Below are 26589 nucleotides of genomic sequence, written 5' to 3' on the forward strand. Positions count from 1 at the left end.
TATAATTGGCTATAATGTACCGATAAAATAAGTAACATGACTATATGAAAATATTCATGTCCTTTTGATTAATTTAGAGATTGGAAGATATTATTTATAGAAAGGAGAATATGTATGAAAGCAATTCTAGTTGATGATGAGCAGCTAGCTCTCGATTTTCTCGAACTGCAGATTAAAAAGGTGAGCGAAATCGAAGTTGTCGGTAAATACGTTCATTTTGATCTAAAAAGACACAGAGACGTGCTGCCTCAAATAGATATTGTATTTTTAGATATTGATATGCCTGAAATAAACGGGCTTGAGCTGGCAGAAATGCTGCTTGAGGAAAACCCGTCGTTGATCATTGTTTTTGTCACGGCATACAACGACTTCGCGGTGCAGGCATTTGAATTAAATGCGCTAGATTACGTTCTAAAGCCTGTTCGCACAGAACGTTTGAAAAAGACATTGGAACGGGTCGGACAAATAGTGAGCAATACAAAATCCAAAAATGTTTCCACTAATACAACATTGCGAATTAATCTATTTAGAGAACTGACATTTCAGCTTGAACAAGATGAACATATACATATTAAATGGCGGACTGCTAAAGCACAGGAGTTGTTCCTTTATTTATTACAGCATGCTGAAAAAACAAATAATAAATTACAATTAATTGATGTGCTATGGCCGGAATTTGATACAGAAAAAGCATTCTCCCAATTATATACAGCCATTTACCATATTCGTAAAGCACTTGAACAATACGAAAATTATTTCTCTTTGAAAAATGTGCAGGATGGTTACCTATTATCCTTGCGAAATGTCGTAACAGATGTATCTGAATGGGAAGAAAAAATGAGTACTGCTCCTACGATTCGTATGGACAACATTGAAAAGTATGAAGCAGTTATGCAGTTGTATACCGGCTCTTATTTACAAGAATATAATTATTTATGGGCCGACTCTGAACGCTATCGATTGGAACAAATCTGGCTAAAAACTGCTTATAATATAGCTAATATTTATTATGATCATGGTGATTTAGAAAACGCAGAATCCTGGTATATACAAATTTGTACATTGAGACCTGAAGATGAGCATGCACACTTTTCCTTAATGGAATTATATGCTTCTATGGGATATGGGCTACTTGTTAAACATCAGTACAATCAATTAGAAAGAACAATGGAGGAATTTCATATTAAAATGAACCCAACCATACAACAATGGTACAATCAATGGAATCGGGATAAGGTTAAATAACTGAAAAACTTATTTTTTAGCAAATTCCAAATCTATCGTGAATTTTGTTAGCATATCCAATGGCGAATGAGAATAATATTCCTAAAATATAAAATCTTACTTCTGATGGAATCATCATACTATTCTTAAAACATCGATCTATATTGACAACCCCTCATAAATTATATATAGTATTAAATGTCGGTAACTTCAAACGATTCCGTAGCTCAGCTGGGAGAGCGCATGCTTGACAGGCATGAGGTCGTTGGTTCGAGCCCAATCGGAATCATACTACGAAACGCTTATGCACAAATGTGTATAAGCGTTTTTTTATGGTCAAAAAAAATACAGACTCAGAAAAAAACAAATTCAACTGAGGATGATGTAGACAACCTAACCACTGCAAAACATCCTTTTGGGCTATAAAGCGTCTTTGTTGCGTGAAAATCGTAATATAATCTCATTCAATCTATCTATGTCTGAAAACTCTTTAAAGGTATCTTTTTCTTTTGCAAGTGCTGTTTTCATCTTTTGACCGCATTCCTGGCTGCACACTGTAAAAAGACCGTCTTGCCCTGCTTTATTAGCCTTGTAATCAGCAGTTGTGACAATCATAGGAACATAGGTCTTCCATGAATATAAATAAACCAGAATGATTTATCCTTCCTTTTCAGTGAAATCGATCCCATCGGAAAATTTATCATTTATCGCATTTAATGGCTGATCCTCAGCGATCTTCTTCATGCATCATGCACATCTAAACATTAATAATGATCCTTTTGGTAATTGTAGTTACAAACCTTTTATACTATTTGATTTTTATTTGTTTTAACGTTTTTTATAACTTTAATGTAACCAAGTTCGCCATATTTTGGTAATTAATTCTTCCATAATTGTTTTCCAATGATTTTTATTCTAGTTATTTATAATACCCATGATATTCGTCCATACAAAAAACAGCACGCTACATACGTTATAAGTGTAATGATTAAAAACAAAAGGAGTGTATATATCTATGGGTTGTGGAAAAAGATTTGACAAAGATGACCACGTTGGAGGAACTTTCACTGATGATTGTGTATGTGACGTTGTCCGTGCGATAGCCGACGCTCAAGAAGATGTCGTCGATATGGCGTGTGATGTAAGTTGTTCAAAATCCATCAGTAATTTATTGGAGCCGGTATCTCGTAATAATTTAGATACTGTGCCATTCATCCTTTACGGAAAGGATCTCCAGCCTTTCAAAGGGTTTGGAGCCGACATTCAAATCAAAAATGGTAAACCAATATTTGATTGCACAGAGAGCTTCATCTTCCGTGTGAAAGAAGTGAGTGATGACTGTTGTGCAGTGCTTGAACTTCTAACCTTTGATGCTGTGGAGCCTAGCAAACCAGGAGATCAAGATGGTGCAGAATGTAATGATGATCCGTGCGAACAGTTAGATTGGAAATACGTCAATGATTTGAACCGTACCGGCATTTGCATTACCGTAGACTTAAATTGCTTCTGTGCAATTACTTGTCTACCTGCAGTATCTGTACTTTAATTTGTACGCTAAAATAAAGAACAAAACAACAGTCTTTGGTGGAAAGCCGAAGCTGTTGTTTTAATATATTCAGATTATAGAGCAGTATTCTAAAAAGCTTTATAGAGGTTGTTCAAATTGCGGATTCGATATCTCAACCTCAGAAATAGCCCCTTACTAATACAAAAACCCAATCACATTCCAGTAAAGAAACATAAGATGAAATTGTAAGGTGCTAATTCAAAACTTTCAGAGAGGTGAAGTAATATGTCTTACGGAGGATATAGTGGAGGAAACAATTTTGCCTTAATTGTAGTGCTGTTTATCTTGTTGATTATCGTAGGTACTGCTTTTGTAGGGCATTAAAAAAATAATGTTTCTATCCAGTAAATAACTTAATTTACCTGCTTAATGGAACCTTCCCTGTCAAAATAGGGGAGGTTTTTTGTTTTGCAAGGAGCAACGAAACAATCGTTGTTACTCAATCAAAATAAAAAATAGTATGTTCCCTTGTTCAATGATACAATCAAAAGTGCATGTTTATTATCATGCATAATCGGGAATGAAATTGAATATATACTTGAGGTGTTATAAATTGGCTCTAAAAGGAAAAATGATTGAAAAGAACATTACAAGTTCCTATTTAAATGAAACGATCTCATTAAAAATTTATCAACCTGAATCGATAGATCCGCTTTATCAACATACAGTTTGTATCATGCAAGATGGAGATGATTATTTTCAAATTGGACGTATTTCTACTTTAAGTGATAAACTCCATACCAATGAAGACATATCTAACACAACATTTGTCGGTATTCATTATATAGATCGTTACGACAGAGTTAAAAAATATCATCCAAAAGGCGAGCAGTATGAATCATATCTCCGGTTTTTAACGCATGAGGTGCTCCCTTTATTGGAAGAATCGCTTCCTTTAAACCCTTTAGGGATAAGATGGGCACTTATGGGAGATTCCCTTGCTGCAACCATCGCACTCTTGACAGCTATCAAATATCCGAATCTATTTGAAATCATCATTTTGCAGTCTCCGCTCGTTGATAATCCTGTAAAAAATGAAGTGAGAAAGGCTGAGAATATTTCGGGGCTACATATTTATCATACAATTGGCCAAAGTGAAACAAGTGTACCTACTAGTGTTTTTGGAGAAATTGATTTTTTAACACCAAATCGTGAACTTCATGATTTATTAAAGGAACAAAATAATAATTATACGTATCAGGAATTTGAGCATGCGAATCATACATGGAAACATTGGCAAAAAGATTTACCACATGCGCTTAAAGAAATGCTTGCTTGAATGACGTTTCGTATAATAAATTGGAAGAGGTTTGACAGTTCCTGAATAAGTTCATCGCTAGCAGGTAAGTACAATCCTATTAAACCGCAATGTACGAAGTAATGGAATAGGGATTTTTTTATACTATCGGTTCTTTATATTAGTACAAGCATTTACATCATTAAGGGAGAACTGTTTTCGTGCTATTTTCCGATTAATCGATCTATTCCCTTTTATTTAAGCTTATTTTTGGTATACTAAAGAGTAACCCACTTCGCGCATCTCACTGATCTTGATATTTTTTCTATTACATAAAATTTATTCCAATATATAGGAGGTTAAAAATGATGAACTATGGAATCGCTATTTTCCCGTCCAAATCAATTCAAGATGAAGCTAATTCGTACAGGAAGCGTTATGATCCACAGTATGCCAATGTTCCACCACACATTACATTAAAGCCTTCATTTGAGGCAGATGAAAGTTTAATTAAAGAACTTGTTCCAGAATTGAAGAAAATTGCTAATGAAATGGAACCATTTAAAATTAATATTAATAAAGTAAGTACATTTGCTCCCGTTACAAACACCATATATTTAAAGGTCGAGCCAATTCAACAATTAATCGATTTGAACGCTAAAATGCATCAAGGAAAATTTCCGGAGAAGCAGGAATACTCCTTCGTTCCTCATATAACAATTGCCCAAAAGTTGTCCGAAGATGAATATTCGGATGTTTTTGGAACATTACAGATGATGGATATTCAATTTGAAGAAGAAATCGATCGTTTTCAACTATGTTATCAACTCGAAAATGGGACTTGGACAGTATATGAAACGTTCGTGTTCGGAAAGGAAATCGTGTGAATATAAAAGTTGTTGAAACACCAGGTGAAAAAGAAGACGCTTTATACGTTCGAACTACTGTTTTTGTCCATGAGCAACAGGTTCCTCCTGAGCTTGAAGTGGATGAGAACGAGCAATATAGTGTCCACTTTGTAGGTTACGAAAATAATGAACCGATTGCAGCTGCACGTCTTCGGTTTATTGGTGAATATGGAAAGTTAGAAAGGATCAGCGTTTTAAAGGAACATCGCGGAAAAGCTTATGGGAAGAAAATGATTCAAAAAATGGAAGAGGTCATTGCAGACCGTGGTTATAAAAAATCCAAGCTAAACTCACAAACCCATGCGGAAAACTTTTATAAGCACCTCGGCTATGAAACGGTTTCCGAAGCTTTTATAGATGCTGGTATCCCACATATTACGATGATTAAATCATTAGACAATAAAGCAGTCCACAATTAAGTTGTGTACTGCTTTATTTTTTTCACGAAATTCCATTTGGCTTTGATCGTTATTTCTCCTGCCAGTATGTGCTCGAAATCAGCAAAAATGTCTTATGTACCGCCTCTCATGAATGACACTTTCTTTTTCGGACAATATAAAGTGTGATGATTTTTTTAAGGAGAGATAACTTTTATGAATTATACTTCCATGTTTTTTGAAACCCTTTTTGGATTTGCCGCGCTGTTCTTACTTACGAAAGTACTTGGAAAAACACAAATATCACAATTAACACCTTTTGATTTTATTGCTGCTTTAGTATTGGGTGAACTTGTTGGTAATGCTTTATTTGATGAAAAAGCAGGGATTATGGCAATTGGTTTTGTTATTGTATTATGGGGTGGCTTATTGTTTATAGTGGAGATTATTACCCAAAAATTCAAAGGTTCCCGCAATTTACTGGAAGGCAAGCCGTCCTTTGTGATTCATAAAGGGAAATTAATATATGAAGAATTACGAAAAAATAAAATTGATATTGGTGAATTGCAACACATGCTCCGGATGAAAGATGTTTTTGCCATACAAGAAGTGGAGTATGCAATTATGGAGCCAAACGGCCAAGTTTCGGTACTAAAAAAATCAGATTTTCAAACCCCGACAAAACAGGATTTAAACATTCAACCAACTGTACCACAAGTAGCCATGACGTTAATAAGTGATGGAGAAATGATCAAAGATAATCTCGCTGAATCCGATTTAACCGAACAATGGTTGTTGAATGAAGTACGTGCGCAAGGTCTTCAATCTGTAAAAGAAGTATTTTATGCCGAGTGGAAGCAAGGTCAAAGACTTTTTGTACTTCCATATACAAAGATTAAAAACAAGGATATGGCCGCTAAACATAACTAACAAATCTTTTTCATTCACATACGTTATATATTTGTATCAACATAACTTCCCCTGTTGAATTGATCCGCTACTGTTTGCACCCAGTTATTATAGGTGTATCGATTTGGTTGGTGGAAGTATTTATTGCTTTTATTTTCATATGCTTCATCCAAAATCACTTTGAACGGACCTTCAATATGATGCTTATTTTTTTTCTGGTTAATATCTCGTGTTTGGTAATTGATATATTGGTGATTTGTTACCGGCAAAATATAACCCATCATAATCACTCCATTTTTTATTAATGAGATAGTGATACATTATATTCGTTCTTAATAACAAATACCCTTTAATTAAAAAAGATAAACATAAAAAAATCGTAAGTGCCCTGCTTAGTAACGTAGCGACTGCGCCAGCTCATAGCTGGTGGTTCAATGTTGGGACTGTAGCTTCGCTTTCGCACCACCGTAAAAATTTGTGGCGCCGCCTAGGACTGCGCGTAAATGCTCGTCCCACCGAAAAGATTTGCACTAGAACCTCTAGTGCGTCCAAGGGAGAGCTATGAGAGAATTTTATGCTATCTTCTCTAATAAAAAAAAGAACGGAGCGGCGATGTTACGCTGCAATCCGTTCTTTTACCGATCTAAAACCCAATTAAATTAATTTCCATTATATCTTCAATTGAAAGTTGAGTTGATGACTTTCTGTTTCCAACTCGTATGAATACTTGTTGGCCTTCTCTATGAACAATCACGCCTTTATACACTTTCTCTTCTGTTTTTAATTCACATTTCACTTCCGGAGCAAAACGGGGTCTGTTTATAAAATAATTGATTTTTTCATCAAGACTTAAATCACTGAATTTCTTTTTTGTTTGCATAACATCATCTGTGTCCGTGTCAGTTTCTTTCATATGATCTTCAGGTTTTTCTTTTCCCTCTGTATCAGCGCCTGTTTCTGTTAAATCTGTATGATCGTCTGTCTCATTTTCTTTATAAGATGTATTATCCACTGTTTCATATCCTTTTGTAACGGCATCATAGATTATACTATAATCGCCTCTATTTGCTCCTAATAATGGGTTTGAATAGCTGTGTCTGCGTGACTTTTTTTTAGATGTCGCTTTATATGGTGACGTTTGGTTACTTTTACTTACCGATGTCGACGTATAACTTTCTTGCATCTTTGCTTTCGGCGCTTTTCTTTCTGGCTGGTGAATATATAGCAAGGGATTCTTCGCATATTGCTTTCCCATTTCCTGCACTCCTTTGTAGAAAATATTCTACTTATTATATGAGCCTAAGACAGGAAATGTGTTTCTACAGGCAAACTCCAGTATGGTTCCTTTAACGTTCTATAATAAAAACTGCATAAACGTAGTAGCCATTCCGAAGTAAATTAAAATGGAAGTAAGATCATTCAACGTCGTAATAAATGGTCCTGATGCTACAGCCGGATCAATATTAAGCCGATCCATTGCGAGCGGTATCAATGCGCCGGATAACGTAGCAACAACTAGTGTTACCATAATCGAAATACCTACAAGAATACCAAGAAACAGCTCACCTTTCCATAAATAAATGACAGCTATAATAACGATTCCACAAACAACTCCGGTAATTAATCCGGTTGTTGCTTCACGGATAATTAGCTTCATTTTTCCTTGTTTTCCATAGCCACCTGTCGCTATCCCCCGGACAGCTACAGCGAGTGACTGAGTGCCTGTATTACCCGCCATGCCGGCAATTAATGGAATGAAAATTGCTAACACGGCAACCTGTTCCAATGTTTCTTCAAAACTGCCTATTAGACTCGCTGTCATCATTCCTAAAAATAATAAAATAATAAGCCAAGGGAGTCTTTTTTTAGCTGATTCAACGGGACCATCATCCGGTCGGTCAATATTGGATATAGCCGCGAGCTTAGAGTAGTCATCGCTAGCTTCTTCTTCCATGACATCCATAATATCATCGACCGTAATAATTCCGAGCAAATGATTTTGAAAGTCGATGACCGGTAGTGCTAGAAAGTCATAGTCTCTCATCATTTGAGCTATTTCTTCTTGATCCCGTCCGACTGAAACAGTAACGACATGTTCGCTCATGATCGTGGAAATAAGTACATCTTCATCCGCAATGATTAGATCACGTAATGATAGTACACCGACAAGATGCTTGTTTTCATCCAACACATACATATAATAAATCGTTTCTGCATCTGGTGCTTTTCGCTTCATTTGCTGCATCGTTTCTTTAACTGTATTCATTTTATAAACGGAAACATATTCGGTAGTCATAATACTACCGGCGGTTTTTTCCTCATAATGAAGGAGCTCTTTTATTTCTTCTGCAGCTGATTTATCCATGATTGTCAGAAAGCTGGCAACGGCATCTTTTTCCAGTCCATTTAAAATATCCACCGCATCATCCGCAGGCATTTCCGCCAATACCATTGAAGCAAATCGCGGATCCATTTCAGTGAAGAATATTTCCGTCTCTTCCAATTCTATATTTTCCATTATTTCAGCAATTTCTTCCGGCGATAAATAAGTATAAATTTGTAGTCTAGCCTCTTGCGTTTGTTTCCGGAAAAACATCGCTTGGTCATAAGGGTGAATTTCCAGAAACTCTTTACGAAAATCTCCCGTTAGTTCTTTTTCCAAAAGGTTATGCAAAGAATCGACATGTCTATCCAGGTTGTTTTTATCTTCCATCTTTCATCACCCACTTCTATTTATCAGTGTGAATAAACCATTTCAATAATCTTTATTCAACATCTATTCGTTATTCATATCCTTAACCAATTGTAAAAAAGCAAATTAAAAAACACCACTCACGAAGAAGGGTGTTTATCATTTAAAGCATGATTAAATAAGCCTCCATCGTGGAGTTTTAGCACTATATAGCTTGGATGCATATCCCGCTACATTAGAAACCACCTTATGTCGATGGTTTCTGTTAACCCATTGGTGTCTCTCGACGTTTCTGGGTAGCAGCTTATTTCCATATAGGAGCCTCACCTAACGAGGGGTAATTCAATATTTTATTTTCATTATCTATATTATGGAGGATACAAACAGTTTAAGTCAATTAAAATACGTTGATTAGCATATAGCAAATGGGCTTGGACCAATCACCATAATGATAAAATTGAAGCCTTTTGGCTGATACAACCTAGCCATCACGAGATTAACTTTTCTAATGATAGTTTCGTCAGTACCTCATATCCCTAAAATTAATTTAATGTTGAATTAATCGAATATGATCACGCATATCTTTTGGCAAGGGTGACTGAAAGGTAATTGTTTCTTTTGTAAAAGGATGTTCCACACGAAGCTCTGAACAATGGAGCGCTTGCCTCGTTAATGTATTGACCGAACCGCCATATAAATCATCTCCCACAAGCGGATGACCAATAGAAGAGAAATGGACACGAATTTGGTGCGTCCTCCCTGTTTCAAGTTCAATATCAACGAGCGATTGATTCGCATATTCTTTTCTTATCTGATAATGTGTAATCGCTTTTTGTCCATCATTCCTCACTTGTCGTTCGATAATTGAACCTTCTTTTCTGCCAATTGGAGCATCAATACATCCTTGTTTTTCAATTAAATGACCTTCTACAATTGCTGTATACTTTCTTTCAATCTTCTTATTTTGTATCGCTCGATCCAATAGTGAATGACAATATCGGTGTTTGGCGACTAAAAGAAGGCCTGACGTATCACGGTCGAGCCTTGTAACAACATGGACTGTAAAAGGTAGTTGATGTTTTTTATAATATGCGAGCAATCCATTAGCAATCGTTTTATGCAGATGATGACGAGATGGTATGGTCGCTGTCCCAGGTGGTTTATCCAATACGATTATCGCTTCATCCTCATACATTATCGATAAAGGCACATCCTCCGCTGTCATGGAAGGCCCAATGCGCTCAGGTGGAAGTTGAACAGACAGGATATCACCTTCAATTAAACGATAGTGTACATGCTGGATATTTCCGTTTACCAACATCTCACCACCGTCAAACTTGATCGCCTTAATCATTCTTCTCGAAAACGAATGAACATTCTGTAAGTAGTCACGAATAATCATACCGTTGTACTCTTTTGTTATTTTCCATTGCAACATCATTCACATCCGATTAACCTTTATCTATTTCTTCCCCTTCAGAGACGAATGAATCGCGGACTCTGTTCCAAAACGGAAACGGTCGATAACGAACGAATCGTACTCTGTCTTTCGCCACGCGACACTGAATGGATTTAACATCTGTAAATGTATCTGTATAGTGGTCTCGGGCAATTAAAAAACTGCGATCGACCATTGGCTTCAGCAAGCATGTATGATGCTTTGGCAAAATTAATGGTGACCCAATCGTACGAAAAACGCGATTGTTAATCGATGCCATTTCGGTTAATTGGATTGCTTCGATCGACGGATGAATAATCCCTCCGCCCAGCGCTTTATTGTAGGCTGTACTGCCTGAAGGAGTTGAAATACATAATCCATCCCCCCGAAATGTTTCAAAGTGCTCTCCGCGAATTTGTACATCGAAAACGACAGAGCCTTCAGCCGTTTTTATTGTAGCCTCATTTAAAGCTAAAAACCGACTTTCTTTCCTTTCCGTTTTAAACCGAATAATGACCTCCAGTAGTGGATATTCAACGACCTGATAGGGTGTTCTTGCTATTTCAATGACGAGTTTTTCTATTTCTTCTGGTACCCAATCAGCATAAAATCCTAAGTGACCGGTATGTATTCCTATAAATGCAGTAGAAGGCAAGCGATGTACATAAAGATGGAAAGCTTCAAGCAAGGTGCCATCCCCACCGACTGAAATTACTAACTCCGGTTCTTCCTCATCATAAATAAGGTCAAAATCGGTTAAATATTTCTTTACCGTTGCCATTATTTTATTTGAACGATTGTCCCCTTTGGATACAACTGAAAACTTCAATCCAGACACCTCCTATAATTCTTTAATTAATTATTATGATAAGTATTCACATCAAACCAGAATGTCTAAAAAATTTAGTGCAGATTTAGCTTTGATTATTTGCGGTGAAAAATTCGTTGGGCTTCTTGTACTTCTTTTTTTATTTTTGACATTTCTTCATCTAGGCGAAATGCGGCTTCTGCAGCTCCTTTCAATCTTTCTTTAACATCTGTTGGTATCTTACCCTTATATTTATAGTTTAATGAATGTTCATTGATCGCCCAAAAATTCATTGCTAATGTCCGTATTTGTATTTCGGCCAATACCTTTTTTTCTCCACGTATCGTTTGAACCGGGTATTCAATAATTAAATGAAACGAGCGATAGCCACTATCTTTATTTTTTTTAATATAATCCTTTTCAATAATTATTTGCAAATCATTTCGTTCACGCACCATATCTACCACTCGATAAATATCATCGACAAATTGACAAACAACACGAATTCCAGCTATGTCCTGAATATCTTTTTCAATTCGGTCATATGATATATGTTTTTCGTCCGCTTTTTCCAATATACTTGCTAACGGCTTTACTCTTCCTGTAACGAATTCAATTGGTGAATGACTTGTTTCATGATTAAATTGTTTACGAACACCTCTGAATTTTATTTTAAGTTCTTCAACAGCTTGTGCATACGGTGCAAGGAATGCTTCCCAATCCATATAATTATCACCTATTTTCCAATATCTTAACATAATAATCCAACCATATTTAGAGCATTAAACGCCCTTTACCTATTTTATCATAATAAATGGAAATGAATAATCTTTGCATCAGAATAAATTATTCGAGATAATATACATAACATCCCTTTTGGAGGATAAATATGTCTCAGGAAATTGAAATTGAATATAAAATGCTATTGACGGAGCAGGAACACACGCGATTACTAGTTGCTCTTCCTTTTCCAGAAGTTCCCTGCAAGCAAACGAACTATTATTTTGAAACAAAAACACTTGAACTAAAAGATCTAGGGTGTGCCTTACGCATTCGTGAAAAGAATGACAAATATCAACTCACGTTAAAAGAACCGCATCCAGATGGTTTACTTGAAACGCATGACTCACTGTCGAAAAAAGAGGCATGTTCATGGATTAACGGTAATATAAATGATGATAAATATACAATGAAACGATTAATTGGCAAAAATATTAATATTGCACAATTGATCTGTTATGGCAGTCTAGTTACAGAACGTCGCCAGTTTCAAAATAATGACATACTTTATGTTCTCGATTATAGTACCTATAATGGGTATGCCGATTGGGAATTGGAAATTGAAGCTCCAAGCAAGGAAAGCGGTCTGGAAGCTTTTCATTCACTGTTACAGAAGTACGCCATCACTGAAAAAGAGACACCAAATAAAATTTCTCGCTTCTTCCAAACACACTGTCCAGCTGACGGAAAATAATCGGATCATTTGCCCAGACCGCCTTCCGTTGCTACAATGATAGAAACATAGAAGGAGCACACTTCATGACAAAACCAGGAACCATTTTTGAAGCAATTGGTGGTTATGAACCAATCGATAAAATAATTGATTCACTATATAAACATATTGGAAATAATCCAAAACTTATTCCTATTTTCCCTGACGATTTAGCGGAATCAGCTCGAAAACAGCGTTTATTTCTAGTCCAATTTTTTGGAGGACCAAGCATTTACAACGAAGAACGCGGACATCCGATGCTCAGAAGAAGACATATGGAATTTGAAGTTACACCGGAAAGAAAAGATGCCTGGCTGGAATGTATGCATAAGGCATTAGAAGAGGCAGAGATAGAAGAGCCATATCGTAGTGCTATATTTGAAAGACTGGTCATGACAGCTCAACATATGGTTAACACGCGAGAATAAAGAAAAGGGGGACTTATGTATGGTTTGGAATCTGTACGAACAACCTAAAGCAAATCATGCAGATCATTCAGTGAAATATAATTTTATTGATTTTATAGAGAAGCCGATAGAAATATATGCTTTCATTGACCCATTATGTCCTGAATGTTGGACATTAGACCCCATCTTCAAGAAGTTATCCATTGAATATGGACGCTTTTTTACAATCCGCCCTGTCATTAGCGGTCGGTTAGTAAAATTGCGCAAGAAATCGGTGAAAAACCGAAATCCAATACCTATTTGGGAAAAAACAGATAAGTTTTCCGGTATTAGCTGCGATCGCGATTTAAAGTCCGACAACTTCCCGTGGAGTACGTCCATGGCTATAAAGGCAGCAGAGCTTCAAGGGAATCGGGCAGGAAGATTGTTTCTGCGTAAAGTACAAGAAGCGTTTTTTATAAATAATGAAGATATTTCAGATGAAAAAACGTTAATCCGGTGTGCAGAGAACGCCAAATTGGATGTAGAGGAATTCAGTAATGACTTGCAATCCAGCTCTGCCAAAAAAGCATTTCAGTGCGATTTAAAAATCTTAAAAGATATGAACGTTGATACATTACCTACACTCGTTTTCTTTAATCATGTCATTGAAGATCACGGTATTAAAATTACTGGGTTTCATCATTATGACACATATGTTCATATTTTAAGAGAAATATTGCAAGTAGATATGCCGCCTGCCAAAAAGCCACCATTGGAAGATTTTCTTGCCCATTACGGAATGGTTGGTAACAAAGAATTGTCGGTTATTTACGATTGGACGCTGGCTGAAGCTGAAAGAGAAATGAAAAAGCTGCAGTTAAAGCGAAAGGTAAAAAAGATAAACGTAAAGCATGACTCCATCTGGAAATATATTTCATAGTGGTGCTCTAAATACAAATAAAAAAAGTTAAAACGCGAAGTATGCTTTGCAGATTTAATTTGACCTCTCTAAGTAGATTCATAAACTTAGAGTTTTTTATTCTAATGGTTGAATATTCTTCATATAAATTTAATATACGGAATCATCGTCAATGCTAGATTTGGATTGGGTATGGAATGAACATAACCATGGGAGCGTGTTATTTGATGAAGTCTTCTCTTCCTATTATCTTTTTGATCGTAACGATTGGTGCATTCATTTTAAACCTATTTGGTCTGATGCAATTTATCCCGATGTTTATCACCTTGCCTATATTGTTTATTTCCATTTATTTAACCGTTTATTCTTTCATGCACCCACGTGTTTATCGTGGCATGCGTTGAAAGGGTGAATAATAGTAATTTGCTGCATACAAAAACGACTTCAGGCCTTATTTGGCTGAAGTCGTTTTAGACTTGTTTACGTATTCATATAATCCAGTTTATGCTTCCGTTTCAGTTTAATTAAATTCCTTTGTCTAATGGAACTGACCAATCGATTTAACTTCCTTCAATTCCCTCTATGAAATCCGAATAGGACAATCTTTTTGTAAAACAGGCTTACTATTTCGTTTTTCTAAGAAGGTCTTCCATTTCGGTCAGTTTTTCTTCAAATATATCCAGTGCATCTAAAATAGGTTGTTTTCCGGTCATATCGACCCCTGCTTTTTTTAAAACTTCAATTGGATAATCGCTGTTTCCCGCTTTTAAGAAATCAATGTAACGGTTTACTGCCGGCTCTCCTTCATCCAGTATTTGCTTGGCGAGTGAAGTGGCTGCAGAATACCCGGTTGCATACTGATATACATAATAATTGTAGTAAAAATGAGGAATTCGTGCCCATTCCAATCCAATTTCCTCGTCCGAAATGACCTCATCACCGAAATACTTTTTATTAAGTGCATAGTAGGTTTCCGTCAGTTTATCGGCTGTTAAAGCTTCCCCATCTTGAGCAAGCATGTGAATCTTGTGCTCAAATTCAGCAAACATCGTCTGGCGAAAAACTGTTCCGCGGAAGCCTTCCAAGAAGTGGTTTAAAATGTACAGTTTTTGTTTTTCATCATCCAAATTATTAAGCATGTATTCATTCAACAATGCTTCGTTGCATGTAGAAGCAACCTCTGCAACAAAGATTGAATAATTACCATAGCGAAAAGGCTGTGCTTTTCTCGTAAAGTAACTATGCACCGAGTGACCCAGTTCATGTGTCAATGTAAACATATCATTCACATTATCCTGCCAATTAAGTAATATATACGGATTCGTTCCATACGATCCCGATGAATAAGCACCACTTCGTTTTCCTCTGTTTTCCTCTACATCTATCCAGCGATTTTGAAAACCTTCCTCAATAATAGCCGTGTAGTCTGCTCCCATAGGTTTCAAACTATTCAATACATGTTCTTGGGCTTCTTCGTAGGTAAAATTCATATCGGTATCCTGGATAAGCGGTGTATATAAATCATACATGTGCAATTCATCCAGACGAAGCACTTCTTTACGTAATTTAGCATAGCGGTGAAGCAAGGTTAATCGGTCATTGACTGCTTCGACTAGATTATCATACACTTTTTCAGGAATATTATTGCCATCCAAGGCAGCCTGCCGTGCAGAATCGTAATTTCTTACTTTTGCATAAAAGTTATCTTTTTTCACGGTACCGCTCAGCGTCGTCGCAAAAGTATTTTTAAAACTGCCATACGTGTGATACATTGCTTCAAAAGCGGCTTTACGTACTTGTCGATCCTTTGATTCCATAAAACCAAGGTAGCGGCCGTGTGTTAATTCTACTTCTTCTCCTTTTTCATTTTTAATTTCAGGAAAAGTTAAGTCTGCATTATTTAACATGCTAAATGTTTGAGATGCCGCTTGAATCGGGTCTGAGACTTGTGCCAAAAGTGCTTCCTCGTTTTTACTTAAAATATGCGGACGCTGTCTTGTAATTTCATCCAAAGTTTTTTGGTAAAGCTTTAACCCTTCTTCTTCCTCCATAAAAGAAGTTAGCTTTTTTTCATCCATTTCGAGAATTTCCGGTACGATATAACTCATACTGCTTGAAGCAAGGGTTAATATATTATCCGCACGTGCATTCATTGCTTGGTAAGAACCGTTAGTTGTGTCCTGGTCGTAACGCATATGCGAATATGTATACAATTTTCCGAGCCGTTCGGATAGTTCATCTTGCAATTGTAGCACTTGTAATAAACTTTTTGAGGAATCGGACAATGTATTCTGATATTCCTTGATCTTAGGAATATCTGCTTCTAGAGCTTTATATTCTTTCTCCCATAAATCATCCGAAGCAAAAATATCTTCCAGCTTCCATGTACGTTCTTCAGGTACCTCGCTGCGCTTTTGCAGTTTTTTCGTTGCTTTTGCCATTTTTACATACCTCCATTTATACTATGAATTTCATTAGCATACACCTTTATCCTACATTTCCTATATACTCCAAGTTTAATTAAAAGTGGCACTTCTTACTAGTATAACGATTTAGAGCTTGTTCATGCCTGTAATTTACATGCATTTTGTAATTAATTGTTTTAAAACTGCTGCATCCCCTTTAAGTGCATCCTCAATATGAGTATAAAATTTGAGTGAGTGAATTTTTTCATATTGATCTTTTGCTGTTTGTTTAATTATATTTAGACGAATCAAATGCTGTAAGTATTGATGAATGGGATCAATGTCCGTTTGTATAAGTGGAAAATCTGTTGAGGAGTGCGAATAAAAATGCAATAAGGTTTTACACCTGTTAAATGAAAAGGTGTTTCTTATAGGAAGAGGATGAATAATATCAAGGCATAGTCGACTCTGCCAATTCCAGGGAGGCACTTTCATCAAATATTGAGAAGAAACGGGTAAATGAATAATAGATGGCAGGTTTTCAAAATGGGTGTTTTTATCATAGAGCCATTGCAACCACTTTCGTTCGCTTCCATATATTCGCCTTCTTGGATACAATCGAAATGCACGTTTTTCATTAAACCACAATGTTTGTAATTCAGTTTGAGTTAACGGCTGCTTTTTAAAGAGGTCAGTAAATCGTATCGCTTGTATGTGGTGAAAATGGAACGTTCCTATCGCTTTCTTTGTAGTTGTCATAAAAATATGTTGAAAAAGCAGTAAGCGAAGCGAGTCCGGACAGAAGTAGATTAATGTAAGAGGAGTTGTTGAAGAAAACCGATACATGCATTGTAACGATAACGCATTTAACTTTAGTGATCGTTTTTGGATTCGATTCATTTGATTTGCGCCTAAAATCCAGATTGGTATCAAACCTGCGTCTTGATAACCTTTGTTTCTCTTTTGCACTTGCTCTTGTGAGATAGTTGCACATTGAAATTCAATGACGATATGTCGATTTTTAATCGATACGAGCAGATCCGGCCGTTGATTAATATCTCCAATGTAGGGCTCGAGTTGGACGTCCATCTGTTGATTTTTTAGCCACTCATATAACATCAATTTTCCCTTTTCATGGTAGGCGCCTTCTCCTCTTTGAGCACTAGAACAATCGGAATCTGAATGGTGTGCAAAATGAGGTATGATTCTCATTCCGGCTTTTAAAATGACTTTATGCTGACATACTGGACAGTAAAACGTTGTATGTTGCCGGTGCCAATCTATTTCTTTTGACGTTAATCTAGCCGGCGTTACAAATTGTCCAACACTTGTTTTTGCTTGCAACACTTTTATACAGTCACCTCCTACACTACATATACCACATAAACATGGAATGTCCTGCTAATATTAGACGAATTTTTGTAAAAGATTGACTGAAAATGACGTTTATATGAAGTGTCAAATATGTTTTTGATGCATGAAGAAGTTCCACAAATCGTTTAAATGAAGAGTAGTAGTCCCGTGATGATCCGAGGGAGTCTTCAGGTATACAGATTGTTTCGTTAAATCAATACAAAAAAATAAGACACTCATTGTTCGAGTGTCTTTGTTATGCGGAAAATTGGACTTTTACTTGGTTGAATACATCTTCCTTCATCACTTCTGTTCCGTATGCTTCTAGTACATGAATGGTCACATTTGACTCGTCACCATACTCAAAAACTTGACTAAGAATATCTTCTTGTCGCTCTTCCATATCTTGTGTAAATTCAAGATACAAGTAGTATTTACCATTGTAAAAATATAGTGTCTTTATAAAATCGTCTTCTTCTTTTAAATGAATATAATGACTTAATTGAATAACGTCTTCAAATTCGTTCAAACGGACGATAACCGACAATGGTAGCCCATCCTCTTCTTGCTCACTTTCCTTCTCTTTATTAATTTTTCCACCAATCATGTTTTCGACTTTATCGTTTACAGTAATATCAATTGTTTCATGGTCATTTACAGGAAGTTCCAGATTTTCACCATTTTTCGAAACTTGTGCTTTTGTAACAATTATTTCCAATCCTTTTTCCAACGCCTGTACTTGGATCCATAATGGGCCTTCCACGGAGAAATCCTCTTTATAATTAACCTCATCCATCATTTGCCAGAACAATTGTTCACTGCGTTCTCGATTGTACCATATTTCTTCTCTTTCAAATCCTCGATCCTCAATGTCTATATACGAAACATAAAATTTTACTGTATTCTCATTTATTCTTTCTATTTCCATTGTTGATTCTCTCCCTTCAATTGGAAAATACAAGCTTGCTAGTTACTTTAACCTTAAAATGGTTATCAGCTTTAAAGTATAAAATAATTAGGTGGAAGAGATTACTCCAACCAAACATTCATCCTTACTACTTATATATTCATTGTATGATAATCATGCTCGTTTTGAAAATATAAAGGTTTATCCTGTTTAATATACTATTCTAAACGACTTTTAAATATTTGTCACTAGATGTTTTCCCTAATTTAAAGCTTACTAATCATCTTAGAAGTAAGTGGAAATTTTATTATATAAAAAGCACAAAGCGCAACCCTTTATTAATGGGCTACGCTTTGTAATGTGTATGCGAAATATCTCACAAATTTAATTAACCATTCGCTGTGCTTCACGTAATTGGAACGTACGGACAGTTCTTGGTAGGAACCTGCGAATTTCGTCTTCGTTGTATCCGACCTGCAGTCGCTTTTCATCCAGTATAATTGGACGGCGCAACAAGCCTGGATTTTGTTGGATAAGATGAAATAGATCTTTTAACGGAAGTTGGTCAATATTAACGTCCAATTTTTGAAAAACTTTGGAACGGGTCGAGATAATCTCATCTGTTCCATCTTCTGTCATCCGTAAAATTTCTTTTATCTCGTCCAATGATAATGGTTCGGAAAATATATTTCGCTCCGAAAACGGTATCCCGTGTTCTTCAAGCCATGCTTTTGCTTTTCGGCAAGATGTACAACTTGGCGAGGTATAAAGTGTTACCATGTAACTTCACTCCTCATTTCTAAAAAATGTGTATATAACATATTGTAAACCATGCATATCAAATCACTTATTACTTTATAATAAGTTTAAATAACTTCCCTACTGTTGATTATACTATATTTGTCAAGTAAAAGGTAGGGGGTAAAGCTAAAAAAGCGAATTGATTTCGTCAATATTTGTAATATATTTCATTTAAATGTAATATACCTCTAACAACGAATTTTTAAACATTGATTTACAAAAAAAATTAATCATTTTCTAAAATTTGCCGTTAATTATTTACGTTTTTTAATTTTTTTCATTCTCCAAACCATTGAAAATACTTGTCCCATTGCCATCCTTTTTGGTTAATACATCGTCTACTGTTTGATATCGCTTCCCGTAAACTTCCATATCTTTATAAGTATGAATATCGATGTATGTTTGCTTCAATTGTTCATATATCGCATCTTCAGAATGATCTTTTGGTGACCAATACAAGATTTCCAGCGGCGTATCTTTTTCTGTTGCTAGTGATCGACGAGTATAACCGATCGAACTCGCATGTTTAAAATCTTCTCGCTGATAAAAATGTAGTCTTTTCTTCGTATCCGTGTCCTCATAATCTACCGGTTCAACTTCAAGAATTATAACCTTGTTTTTCTTTTTGAGTTTTTCAATTAACTGACGTCCGATACCCTGACCTCTGGACTCAGAAGAGACCCATAAGTAATCGATAAATAGAAACTGGTCAAATTCTGCATACATTAAAACGTGATGCGGTCCCTCATCCTTATGGTAAACATCACCTTTTTCCTTTAATAATATTTCCATATGCGCTTTCGACTTCATTTCTTCCACCGGGAAATATTCACTAAGTTTCTCGTACCAATTCATCCTATTACTCCTTTTTTACGGATAATACGCTTTTTCATGAAGTTATTATTAAGTAAAGTTCTGCAATAATCCTCTTTTTTTAACTACTTGTAAAAGAGTATACCCGACATCCTATTAAATAATCGCATTTTCTTGTTGCTTATTAAATCGATTCGGACATTCTATTCACTTCTTTAAAGAATAGATGCCCGAAACCCTCTACCCTATTTATAATCCACATTTTTTGTATACGTATTGCCTGCATTCCAGAGTAAATATTCGTTAATTCCATGCTCTTTCAATGCGTTAATTTGTGCTTCAACTTCCTTTTTTCCGTACTGAGTCGCGGGGCCATCGTACAACCATGGCGCTTCAAAATCTTGAATCCATGGTCGAGATGTCGGTCGATTTTCCAACTTATCTAAAACATCGTTTTCGACTTTTGCATATTCGCTCACAAGCCGATATGGCTCTTTATCAGGAAATGGAATATCAAAGTATGACGTCCAATGACTTGGATAGATCATGGAAGAAATAACATCTACGTTACTGGATATTTTCGAGAAGTTTTGTCCAATGCCAGGAGTTTCCTCGACAGTGGCAGCATAGCCGAATATATCGACGGATACATCCACATCATAGTATTCTAATTCCTTTTTGGCGTAAGCAACGAAGTCTGTTACAGCTTGTACCCGTTTTTTTATATTGTTTAAATCGGAATTTTTGTAGTCACCAAGTGTATAATCCAACTCCTTATCACGACGTTCAAATCCTTCCGGGAAGCGCACATAATCGAATTGAATCTCTTGGAAACCAAGTTCAGCTGCCATTTTTGCTATCCCAATATTGTAATCCCACACTTCTTTACTAAATGGATTGACAAAGGCTTCACCTTTATTATTTACCCATACTTTTCCATTTTTCGTAAATGATAATTCGGGACGTTTTTTCGATAATACGGAATCTTTGAAAACAACGATTCTAGCAATCGGATATATCTCCTTTTCTTCCAGCTTTTCCAATAGTTTTCTTGGGTCTTTTATAAAATTATCAGCTGCATCCTTATATTTTGGATTATCTTCAGGACGAAATGTCAGTTTCCCAAAGTCTTCTTTAACATCGATCACCATTGCATTTAACTTTGTCGTTTCTACTAAATCAATTAATTTTCCTAGACGTTCTCCGCCTGCTGAAGGACCTGTAACATAGATTCCTCTTACTGCCTCTGGATACTCGAAGTTAAGGCCTGTGTCATATGTAAATCGTTGGAAACTTTTATCTGTATTTATCGCTTCAATGTTGATTTCTCTTTCTTGATGTAATTTTGCTTGTTGGATCTCGTCGCCATGAATATTGACGGGATGAACAAATGCAAGAAGGATAACTGTCAGGATGAACGAAGTCTGTAGTTGTTTTTTTATCATGATCCCATCTCCTACTATAAAACTATGTATCTTTATTTATTATAAAGGACAAACCCTAAAAACTAAATGGGAATTTGCGATTTTTGTCGAATTGGTCTTTGCTTGATTTATTTTTCAGCCGTAGTATATAATTTGAGTGGATAAGAACTCACGATGGTATAATATACATAATACGAATAGACCTCCCCTAATTTGTGGGTACACTGAAATTAACTCTGAATTATTATGTACACAAATGTATACTAATTGGTAATCAATCTGATTCAGCAAAATATAATTGATTATTCGTTCTGATTCGGGAAGAATGAACCTTTTTACACAGTTGCTAAGAATATATATGCAGCGATAATGGCCGATAAGGTGGCTAATAATTATCGTTCATCAAGCCAAGATGACTATTGAATTTCTTAAGAAAAGCGCAAGAGCCCGGGTCAGCCTCAGGCATAGCTTAAGCGAGTAACCGTAGTTGCGGTTTTTTCACGAAAAGTTCATGCTTAAGACCCAAGGGAGCTGAGCGCTTAAATTAGCCAGCTAATCACAATACTACCTGTCCTTATAAAAAACAATGCTGTAATATAGATAACTACATATAACAAGATAAACTGATGGAGTGAATTATTTTGAAAACAATATTTTCCGGCATTCAGCCAAGCGGAACATTAACTTTAGGTAATTATTTAGGAGCAATCAGCCAATTTGTTCAATTGCAGGAAGATGAAAATTGTTATTTTTGCATTGTCGACAATCACGCAATTACCGTGCCACAAGAACCTGCAACATTACAGCATAATATCCGCTCTTTAGCTGCATTATATCTTGCCTCTGGAATTAACCATGAAAAATCGACTTTGTTCATTCAATCAGAAGTTGCAGCACACGCTCAATTAAGCTGGATGCTTCAGTCGATCAGCTATATGGGTGAACTGGAACGCATGACACAATTTAAAGATAAATCATCCGGTAAAGATGGAGTTTCTTCTGCTTTGTTTACATACCCTGCTTTAATGGCTGCAGATATTTTGCTTTACCAGACAAATATTGTACCGGTTGGAGATGATCAAACCCAGCATTTGGAGCTGACAAGAACTCTTGCTCAACGCTTTAATAATCGATATAAAAAAACATTCGTCGTTCCTGACATTAGTATCCCTAAAGTAGGAGCCCGGATCATGTCATTGCAGGATCCGCTGAAAAAAATGAGCAAATCGGATGAAAATCCAAAAGGGTTTATTTCCATGCTGGATACACCTAAAAAAATTGAAAAAAAATTGAAAAGCGCAGTGACGGATTCAGAAGGTATTGTCGCATTTGATAAAGAAAACAAACCGGGTATTTCAAATCTGCTGACAATCCACGCGAGTTGTACAGGGGAAACTATCGAAACGGTAGAAGATAAATACAAAAATAGAGGATACGGAGAATTTAAAGGTGATACAGCTAAAGCAGTCATTCAACTTCTTCAGCCAATTCAAGAAAAATACGAACAATTAATTCAGTCCAATGATTTAGATGATATTTTGGATCGCGGCGCTGAAAAAGCAGCTGCAACAGCTAATAAAACATTGAAAGCTGCAAATGCGGCTATGGGCTTGGGTAGAAAGTAATCAATCTTCGGTACAAAAGATAAGTGGATAAAACATATAATATGCCATTAGCGTTGTATCTCACCCATGAGGTGACAGATACCCGTATTTAAAGCGATATATCCACACTCAAGAAGATTAGATCCGCACTTGCAGCGATATATCCACACTCGAGAAGATTATATCCGTACTTGGAGCGCATATATCCACACTCAGAGTGATATAAAGCGTGATATCCACAACCCGAAAACTCATCTTAATCAAACCATAAAAAAGTCAGTGCCACATATGCACTGACTTTTTTTATAACTTTGATGTGTTTTGTTTTTGCGTTTGTTCAAACTCCCACATATTTTCAAGGAATGTTTGCCCCTTTATAAGTTTAGCGCATAATTCTTCGTGCCTTTTGCTCCATCCATGTTTGACGTCATTATACAAAGCATTCCATACCTTGTCTTTATCCATACCGCGTATAAATGGATATTTCTTCGGATCCCACTCCGTGAGCCAATAACGCAGTTCCTCTGGATTATTGATTGTTCGCAATTGATCCAACGCCATCATCAACAATTGTTTAAGCTGTCTTTCTTTTCTTGTCAGACCAATAACTAATGACGGTTTCAAAGACATTATATTTCTATTCTCTTCTTTCGACGGCTGTTTAAATTTAAACATATGCAACTTTGTGTTTTCCAACATGCCAAATATAAGCTGTTCCTGCCTCGGAATCAAACGACTTTTTCGAACTGGTATTCGGTATCCAATTGTATCAAAAGCAATTATTTCTTTTCCATTAGATACAATACACGCATAATCAATTTCTTTTCTCTCCTGACCATTTTTTCGGTACGCCCGCTTATGTATTTTATAAAGTAATTGTTCAGGCAAATCATTCATTCCGTTTTCTATGTTGGAAAACAATTCATCGGTTATGTAAAATAACGGAACTTGATCAAGCAAGTCAATACGATCGGTCTTACGCCATTCATGAAAATGACATACGTTATATCCGTTCTCTTCCCCTTCAAACCAATTCACCCATACATCATATACATATAACATGTTGCAACCCACCTTTTAAAGCATTTAAAATCATTATGACCATCATGATTAAAAAATATTCTTGTGCAGGTTGCTAAATGTTATTCGGAAAACGATAAATAGTAAAGGCCATTATTAAAAAACCAATCGGTAAAAAGTAACATTCTACTCTGCTTTTAATAAACATAAAGTATTCAAACCATGTAATACCTGCTGGTAAAAAATTCATATATGCAATAATCGTCACTCCACCGGAAACAGCTAGTCCAAATCCAATTAAAAACAAAAAAATATACCACATTATACAAATCACCTCTAGCCTGTCCATCGATTTATATATATTTATGCAGTCAAGTTAAAAAAATGATGAATACATTTTAGAGGTGGTTCAAAAGTTCGTTAAAAATCGCTTTTACCAAAGTTTAAACTATATAATTTAACGCATTATTGCTTCCTCTTCATCAGGTCTGACCCCTATAATACGTTGAACTTTTTCAGGGTAATCTGTAATAATCCCGTTAATGTCATATGATAAAACCTCTTTAATGTTGCGCTCGTTGTTAACAGTCCATACCCAAATTTTACGATTTTCCTTTTTTGCGCGTTTAATAAATCTATTCGTGAGCATACTTTCACGAACGGTGTAAAAGTCGACATCCAGTCCGGAAAGGTTACCTGCAGATAAGTACAAAATCTGTCCAAGCTGTATTTCACTGTTATGTTCACGAATCAATTTGAGCAAGTGCTGATTAAAAGACTGAACGGAAGCCAGCTCCTTGGCGTCATGTTTTTCGATTAGCCTTGCCAATTCTTTAGCGTAAACTGCTTCGTCACGTTCGGTTTTTACGTCAATAATTACACCAATATCTTTCTCAACTGTTAATGCGAGTGCTTCATCTAATGTTGGAATCTTTTCCCCGGCGTAGGATTCATCGTAAAGGCGCCCAATATCAATATCTTTCAGCTCCTCATACGTTAAATCACTTATTTTCGACGGAATCCCTGCCGTACGCATAAGATCGAGATCGTGGCTCAGTACGAGTACGTCGTCTTTTGTTAAGGTAACATCGATTTCCACTGCATCGGCTCCTTTTTCAATAACGGAATGGATACTTGATATGGAATTCTCCGGAGCATTAAATCCATCCCCTCTGTGCCCGGCAACGGCTACGTCCCACCGTAAATAAACGATCGAATCCTGTATAACGTAATTAAACAAAAACACTGCTGTGAACAAGATAACTGCTAGTGTGGTAAGCGTAGTCTTTCCACGCGGGATCATACGATTGATAGTTGATTCCACGCGACTTAAAAGTATACTTTTGTCAAGATCCAAACAATCACTAACCTCAATTCCGGATTCTCCTTGCGATTTATAAAACATCCGTGTCAGGATGATTATGTTCATCGGTATAAAAAAGAACGATAAAACAATCGTTATGTAACTGGAAAACATTTGTAAATAGTTACCGATAAAATCTCCAATCACCTTTGAATCAATAACTATGCCCAATCGCGATAAAAGAGTAACGATCAGAAAACCAATCCCAATAAATAGGATATTCCATACGATAAGGGACATTATAATCCGGAATTTGCAAAGTTCTGTTAATTTCCAGCTAGCTTTCATTGCATTATAGATTGATTTATTTTTGATAAAAATAAAATGGAGTGCAAAAATCCAACGTAAGTACAAATAAATGACGCCAATAAACAACGCCAGATAAATGACTTTTGCCGTTAGAGTCTCCTGAAAAAAATCCGTTATCAAGATAGTAATGTTTAAGTCCAATAACGGTGGTAAGGTTGAAGCATCAAGAAAGGGAATACCAAGCAACAAAAGAAAAAATAACTGAAAAATACCGAACCCTAATAGTTTCGGCAACTTCTTCATCGACGTAACAAATGCATCCGAAATGTAAACTGGTTGCCTAAAGTAGCTTTTTTGCGCGATTAAAATGATAGCACCAAGCTCCACAAATAAAATTGATACCGCAACAAAACTGACGATAAATAAACCGAGAAGACCTTCAAAACTAAGACCTAGCTTATAGACTTCATTGTTTAGCAATGCTTGGCCTTTACCGACCATCATAAACAATTGATTATAAAGGTATGTTAAAATGGGAACAAAAATCACACTTCCAAGAAACGAATAGATCAATTCAAATGATAAATATTTTATATATGACAGTTTGAAATCTTCGAGACTATTTTTAAACATCTGAACCATCTATTCACCCCCCGATTCTCTTTCATCTAATTTCCCTATGATTCTTTT

Annotated in this window: 28 protein-coding genes, 1 tRNA gene and 1 riboswitch; of the genes, 13 read left to right on the forward strand and 16 right to left on the reverse strand. The window is 36.0% G+C overall.

Annotated elements, in window-relative coordinates; translation table 11 throughout:
• Positions 1-114 precede the first annotated feature (114 nt).
• Positions 115-1245, forward strand: a complete 1131-nt coding sequence (locus ACLIBG_RS02640; RefSeq protein WP_439311161.1) for a response regulator — start codon at positions 115-117, stop codon at positions 1243-1245.
• Positions 1246-1440: 195 nt separating this feature from the next.
• Positions 1441-1513 (forward strand) — tRNA-Val (locus ACLIBG_RS02645).
• Positions 1514-1644: 131 nt separating this feature from the next.
• Here the strand turns inward: ACLIBG_RS02645 and ACLIBG_RS02650 are convergent.
• Complete coding sequence (locus tag ACLIBG_RS02650; RefSeq protein ID WP_439311162.1) at positions 1645-1839, reverse strand: hypothetical protein; 195 nt, start codon at positions 1837-1839, stop codon at positions 1645-1647.
• A 400-nt stretch (positions 1840-2239) separates the two neighbouring features.
• Here ACLIBG_RS02650 and ACLIBG_RS02655 point away from each other — a divergent pair, with 400 nt between their 5' ends.
• From ACLIBG_RS02655 to ACLIBG_RS02680, 6 genes are all read left to right on the forward strand, one after another.
• Positions 2240-2770 (forward strand): CotY/CotZ family spore coat protein, encoded by a 531-nt coding sequence (locus tag ACLIBG_RS02655; RefSeq protein WP_439311163.1) that lies wholly within the window; start codon positions 2240-2242, stop codon positions 2768-2770.
• A 246-nt stretch (positions 2771-3016) separates the two neighbouring features.
• On the forward strand, positions 3017-3115 hold the full coding sequence (locus ACLIBG_RS02660) for a YjcZ family sporulation protein (RefSeq protein ID WP_439311164.1): 99 nt from the start codon (positions 3017-3019) through the stop codon (positions 3113-3115).
• A gap of 229 nt (positions 3116-3344) precedes the next feature.
• Positions 3345-4070, forward strand: a complete 726-nt coding sequence (locus tag ACLIBG_RS02665) for an alpha/beta hydrolase (RefSeq protein ID WP_439311165.1) — start codon at positions 3345-3347, stop codon at positions 4068-4070.
• Between the two features lie 326 nt (positions 4071-4396).
• The gene (locus tag ACLIBG_RS02670) at positions 4397-4915 is read left to right on the forward strand and encodes a YjcG family protein (protein WP_439311166.1); all 519 of its coding nucleotides are present in this window, start codon (positions 4397-4399) and stop codon (positions 4913-4915) included.
• A complete protein-coding gene (locus ACLIBG_RS02675) occupies positions 4912-5355 on the forward strand; it encodes a GNAT family N-acetyltransferase (RefSeq protein ID WP_439311167.1) in 444 nt (147 codons plus the stop codon). Before ACLIBG_RS02670 ends, ACLIBG_RS02675 begins: the two co-directional genes overlap by 4 nt.
• A 174-nt stretch (positions 5356-5529) precedes the next feature.
• Positions 5530-6243 (forward strand): DUF421 domain-containing protein, encoded by a 714-nt coding sequence (locus ACLIBG_RS02680; RefSeq protein WP_439311168.1) that lies wholly within the window; start codon positions 5530-5532, stop codon positions 6241-6243.
• 23 nt (positions 6244-6266) lie between these two features.
• On the opposite strand, the gene ACLIBG_RS02685 is transcribed toward ACLIBG_RS02680, so the two are convergent.
• The 6 genes from ACLIBG_RS02685 to ACLIBG_RS02710 all read right to left on the reverse strand — a co-directional run bounded on the left by ACLIBG_RS02685 (position 6267) and on the right by ACLIBG_RS02710 (position 11885).
• Positions 6267-6503 carry a hypothetical protein gene (locus tag ACLIBG_RS02685; RefSeq protein WP_439311169.1) on the reverse strand — a complete coding sequence of 79 codons (237 nt, stop codon included), beginning with the start codon at positions 6501-6503 and terminating at the stop codon, positions 6267-6269.
• Positions 6504-6865: 362 nt separating this feature from the next.
• Positions 6866-7477 (reverse strand): CotO family spore coat protein, encoded by a 612-nt coding sequence (locus tag ACLIBG_RS02690; protein WP_439311170.1) that lies wholly within the window; start codon positions 7475-7477, stop codon positions 6866-6868.
• Between the two features lie 99 nt (positions 7478-7576).
• A complete protein-coding gene (mgtE, locus tag ACLIBG_RS02695) occupies positions 7577-8935 on the reverse strand; it encodes a magnesium transporter (protein ID WP_439311171.1) in 1359 nt (452 codons plus the stop codon).
• Positions 8936-9091: 156 nt separating this feature from the next.
• Positions 9092-9256: riboswitch (M-box (ykoK) riboswitch) on the reverse strand.
• Between the two features lie 205 nt (positions 9257-9461).
• On the reverse strand, positions 9462-10352 hold the full coding sequence (locus ACLIBG_RS02700) for an RluA family pseudouridine synthase (RefSeq protein ID WP_439311172.1): 891 nt from the start codon (positions 10350-10352) through the stop codon (positions 9462-9464).
• 13 nt (positions 10353-10365) lie between these two features.
• Complete coding sequence (locus tag ACLIBG_RS02705) at positions 10366-11181, reverse strand: NAD kinase (RefSeq protein ID WP_439311173.1); 816 nt, start codon at positions 11179-11181, stop codon at positions 10366-10368.
• 95 nt (positions 11182-11276) lie between these two features.
• On the reverse strand, positions 11277-11885 hold the full coding sequence (locus tag ACLIBG_RS02710) for a GTP pyrophosphokinase (protein WP_439311174.1): 609 nt from the start codon (positions 11883-11885) through the stop codon (positions 11277-11279).
• A gap of 164 nt (positions 11886-12049) precedes the next feature.
• Here ACLIBG_RS02710 and ACLIBG_RS02715 point away from each other — a divergent pair, with 164 nt between their 5' ends.
• The 4 genes from ACLIBG_RS02715 (at position 12050) to ACLIBG_RS02730 (ending at position 14364) form a co-directional block, all read left to right on the forward strand.
• Positions 12050-12634 (forward strand): CYTH domain-containing protein, encoded by a 585-nt coding sequence (locus tag ACLIBG_RS02715; RefSeq protein WP_439311175.1) that lies wholly within the window; start codon positions 12050-12052, stop codon positions 12632-12634.
• Positions 12635-12699: 65 nt separating this feature from the next.
• A complete protein-coding gene (locus ACLIBG_RS02720) occupies positions 12700-13080 on the forward strand; it encodes a globin domain-containing protein (protein WP_439311176.1) in 381 nt (126 codons plus the stop codon).
• Between the two features lie 19 nt (positions 13081-13099).
• Entirely contained in the window at positions 13100-13981 is an 882-nt protein-coding gene (locus ACLIBG_RS02725; RefSeq protein ID WP_439311177.1) for a ClpXP adapter SpxH family protein, read from the forward strand.
• A gap of 203 nt (positions 13982-14184) precedes the next feature.
• Entirely contained in the window at positions 14185-14364 is a 180-nt protein-coding gene (locus tag ACLIBG_RS02730) for a hypothetical protein (RefSeq protein ID WP_439311244.1), read from the forward strand.
• A 219-nt stretch (positions 14365-14583) separates the two neighbouring features.
• Here the strand turns inward: ACLIBG_RS02730 and pepF are convergent, their stop codons facing one another.
• The 6 genes from pepF to ACLIBG_RS02760 all read right to left on the reverse strand — a co-directional run bounded on the left by pepF (position 14584) and on the right by ACLIBG_RS02760 (position 21684).
• Positions 14584-16401 carry an oligoendopeptidase F gene (pepF, locus tag ACLIBG_RS02735; protein ID WP_439311178.1) on the reverse strand — a complete coding sequence of 606 codons (1818 nt, stop codon included), beginning with the start codon at positions 16399-16401 and terminating at the stop codon, positions 14584-14586.
• Positions 16402-16536: 135 nt separating this feature from the next.
• On the reverse strand, positions 16537-17712 hold the full coding sequence (locus tag ACLIBG_RS02740; RefSeq protein ID WP_439311179.1) for a competence protein CoiA: 1176 nt from the start codon (positions 17710-17712) through the stop codon (positions 16537-16539).
• Between the two features lie 262 nt (positions 17713-17974).
• Complete coding sequence (mecA, locus tag ACLIBG_RS02745; RefSeq protein WP_439311180.1) at positions 17975-18646, reverse strand: adaptor protein MecA; 672 nt, start codon at positions 18644-18646, stop codon at positions 17975-17977.
• Positions 18647-19009: 363 nt separating this feature from the next.
• A complete protein-coding gene (spxA, locus tag ACLIBG_RS02750; RefSeq protein ID WP_439311181.1) occupies positions 19010-19405 on the reverse strand; it encodes a transcriptional regulator SpxA in 396 nt (131 codons plus the stop codon).
• 288 nt (positions 19406-19693) lie between these two features.
• Positions 19694-20281 carry a GNAT family N-acetyltransferase gene (locus ACLIBG_RS02755; protein ID WP_439311182.1) on the reverse strand — a complete coding sequence of 196 codons (588 nt, stop codon included), beginning with the start codon at positions 20279-20281 and terminating at the stop codon, positions 19694-19696.
• A 203-nt stretch (positions 20282-20484) separates the two neighbouring features.
• Entirely contained in the window at positions 20485-21684 is a 1200-nt protein-coding gene (locus tag ACLIBG_RS02760) for a putative glycoside hydrolase (RefSeq protein ID WP_439311183.1), read from the reverse strand.
• Positions 21685-22304: 620 nt separating this feature from the next.
• On the opposite strand from ACLIBG_RS02760, the gene trpS reads away from it, so the two are divergent.
• Complete coding sequence (gene trpS / locus ACLIBG_RS02765) at positions 22305-23288, forward strand: tryptophan--tRNA ligase (RefSeq protein ID WP_439311184.1); 984 nt, start codon at positions 22305-22307, stop codon at positions 23286-23288.
• Positions 23289-23570: 282 nt separating this feature from the next.
• Here the strand turns inward: trpS and ACLIBG_RS02770 are convergent, their stop codons facing one another.
• The 3 genes from ACLIBG_RS02770 to ACLIBG_RS02780 form a co-directional block, all read right to left on the reverse strand.
• Positions 23571-24329 (reverse strand): DUF3603 family protein, encoded by a 759-nt coding sequence (locus tag ACLIBG_RS02770; protein WP_439311185.1) that lies wholly within the window; start codon positions 24327-24329, stop codon positions 23571-23573.
• Positions 24330-24402: 73 nt separating this feature from the next.
• On the reverse strand, positions 24403-24609 hold the full coding sequence (locus ACLIBG_RS02775) for a hypothetical protein (protein WP_439311186.1): 207 nt from the start codon (positions 24607-24609) through the stop codon (positions 24403-24405).
• Positions 24610-24744: 135 nt separating this feature from the next.
• Positions 24745-26541, reverse strand: a complete 1797-nt coding sequence (locus ACLIBG_RS02780) for a glycerophosphodiester phosphodiesterase family protein (RefSeq protein WP_439311187.1) — start codon at positions 26539-26541, stop codon at positions 24745-24747.
• Between the last annotated feature and the right edge of the window lie 48 nt (positions 26542-26589).

The sequence above is a fragment of the Virgibacillus sp. W0181 genome (genome assembly GCF_051846915.1).
Classification (GTDB): domain Bacteria; phylum Bacillota; class Bacilli; order Bacillales; family Amphibacillaceae; genus JBPYCR01.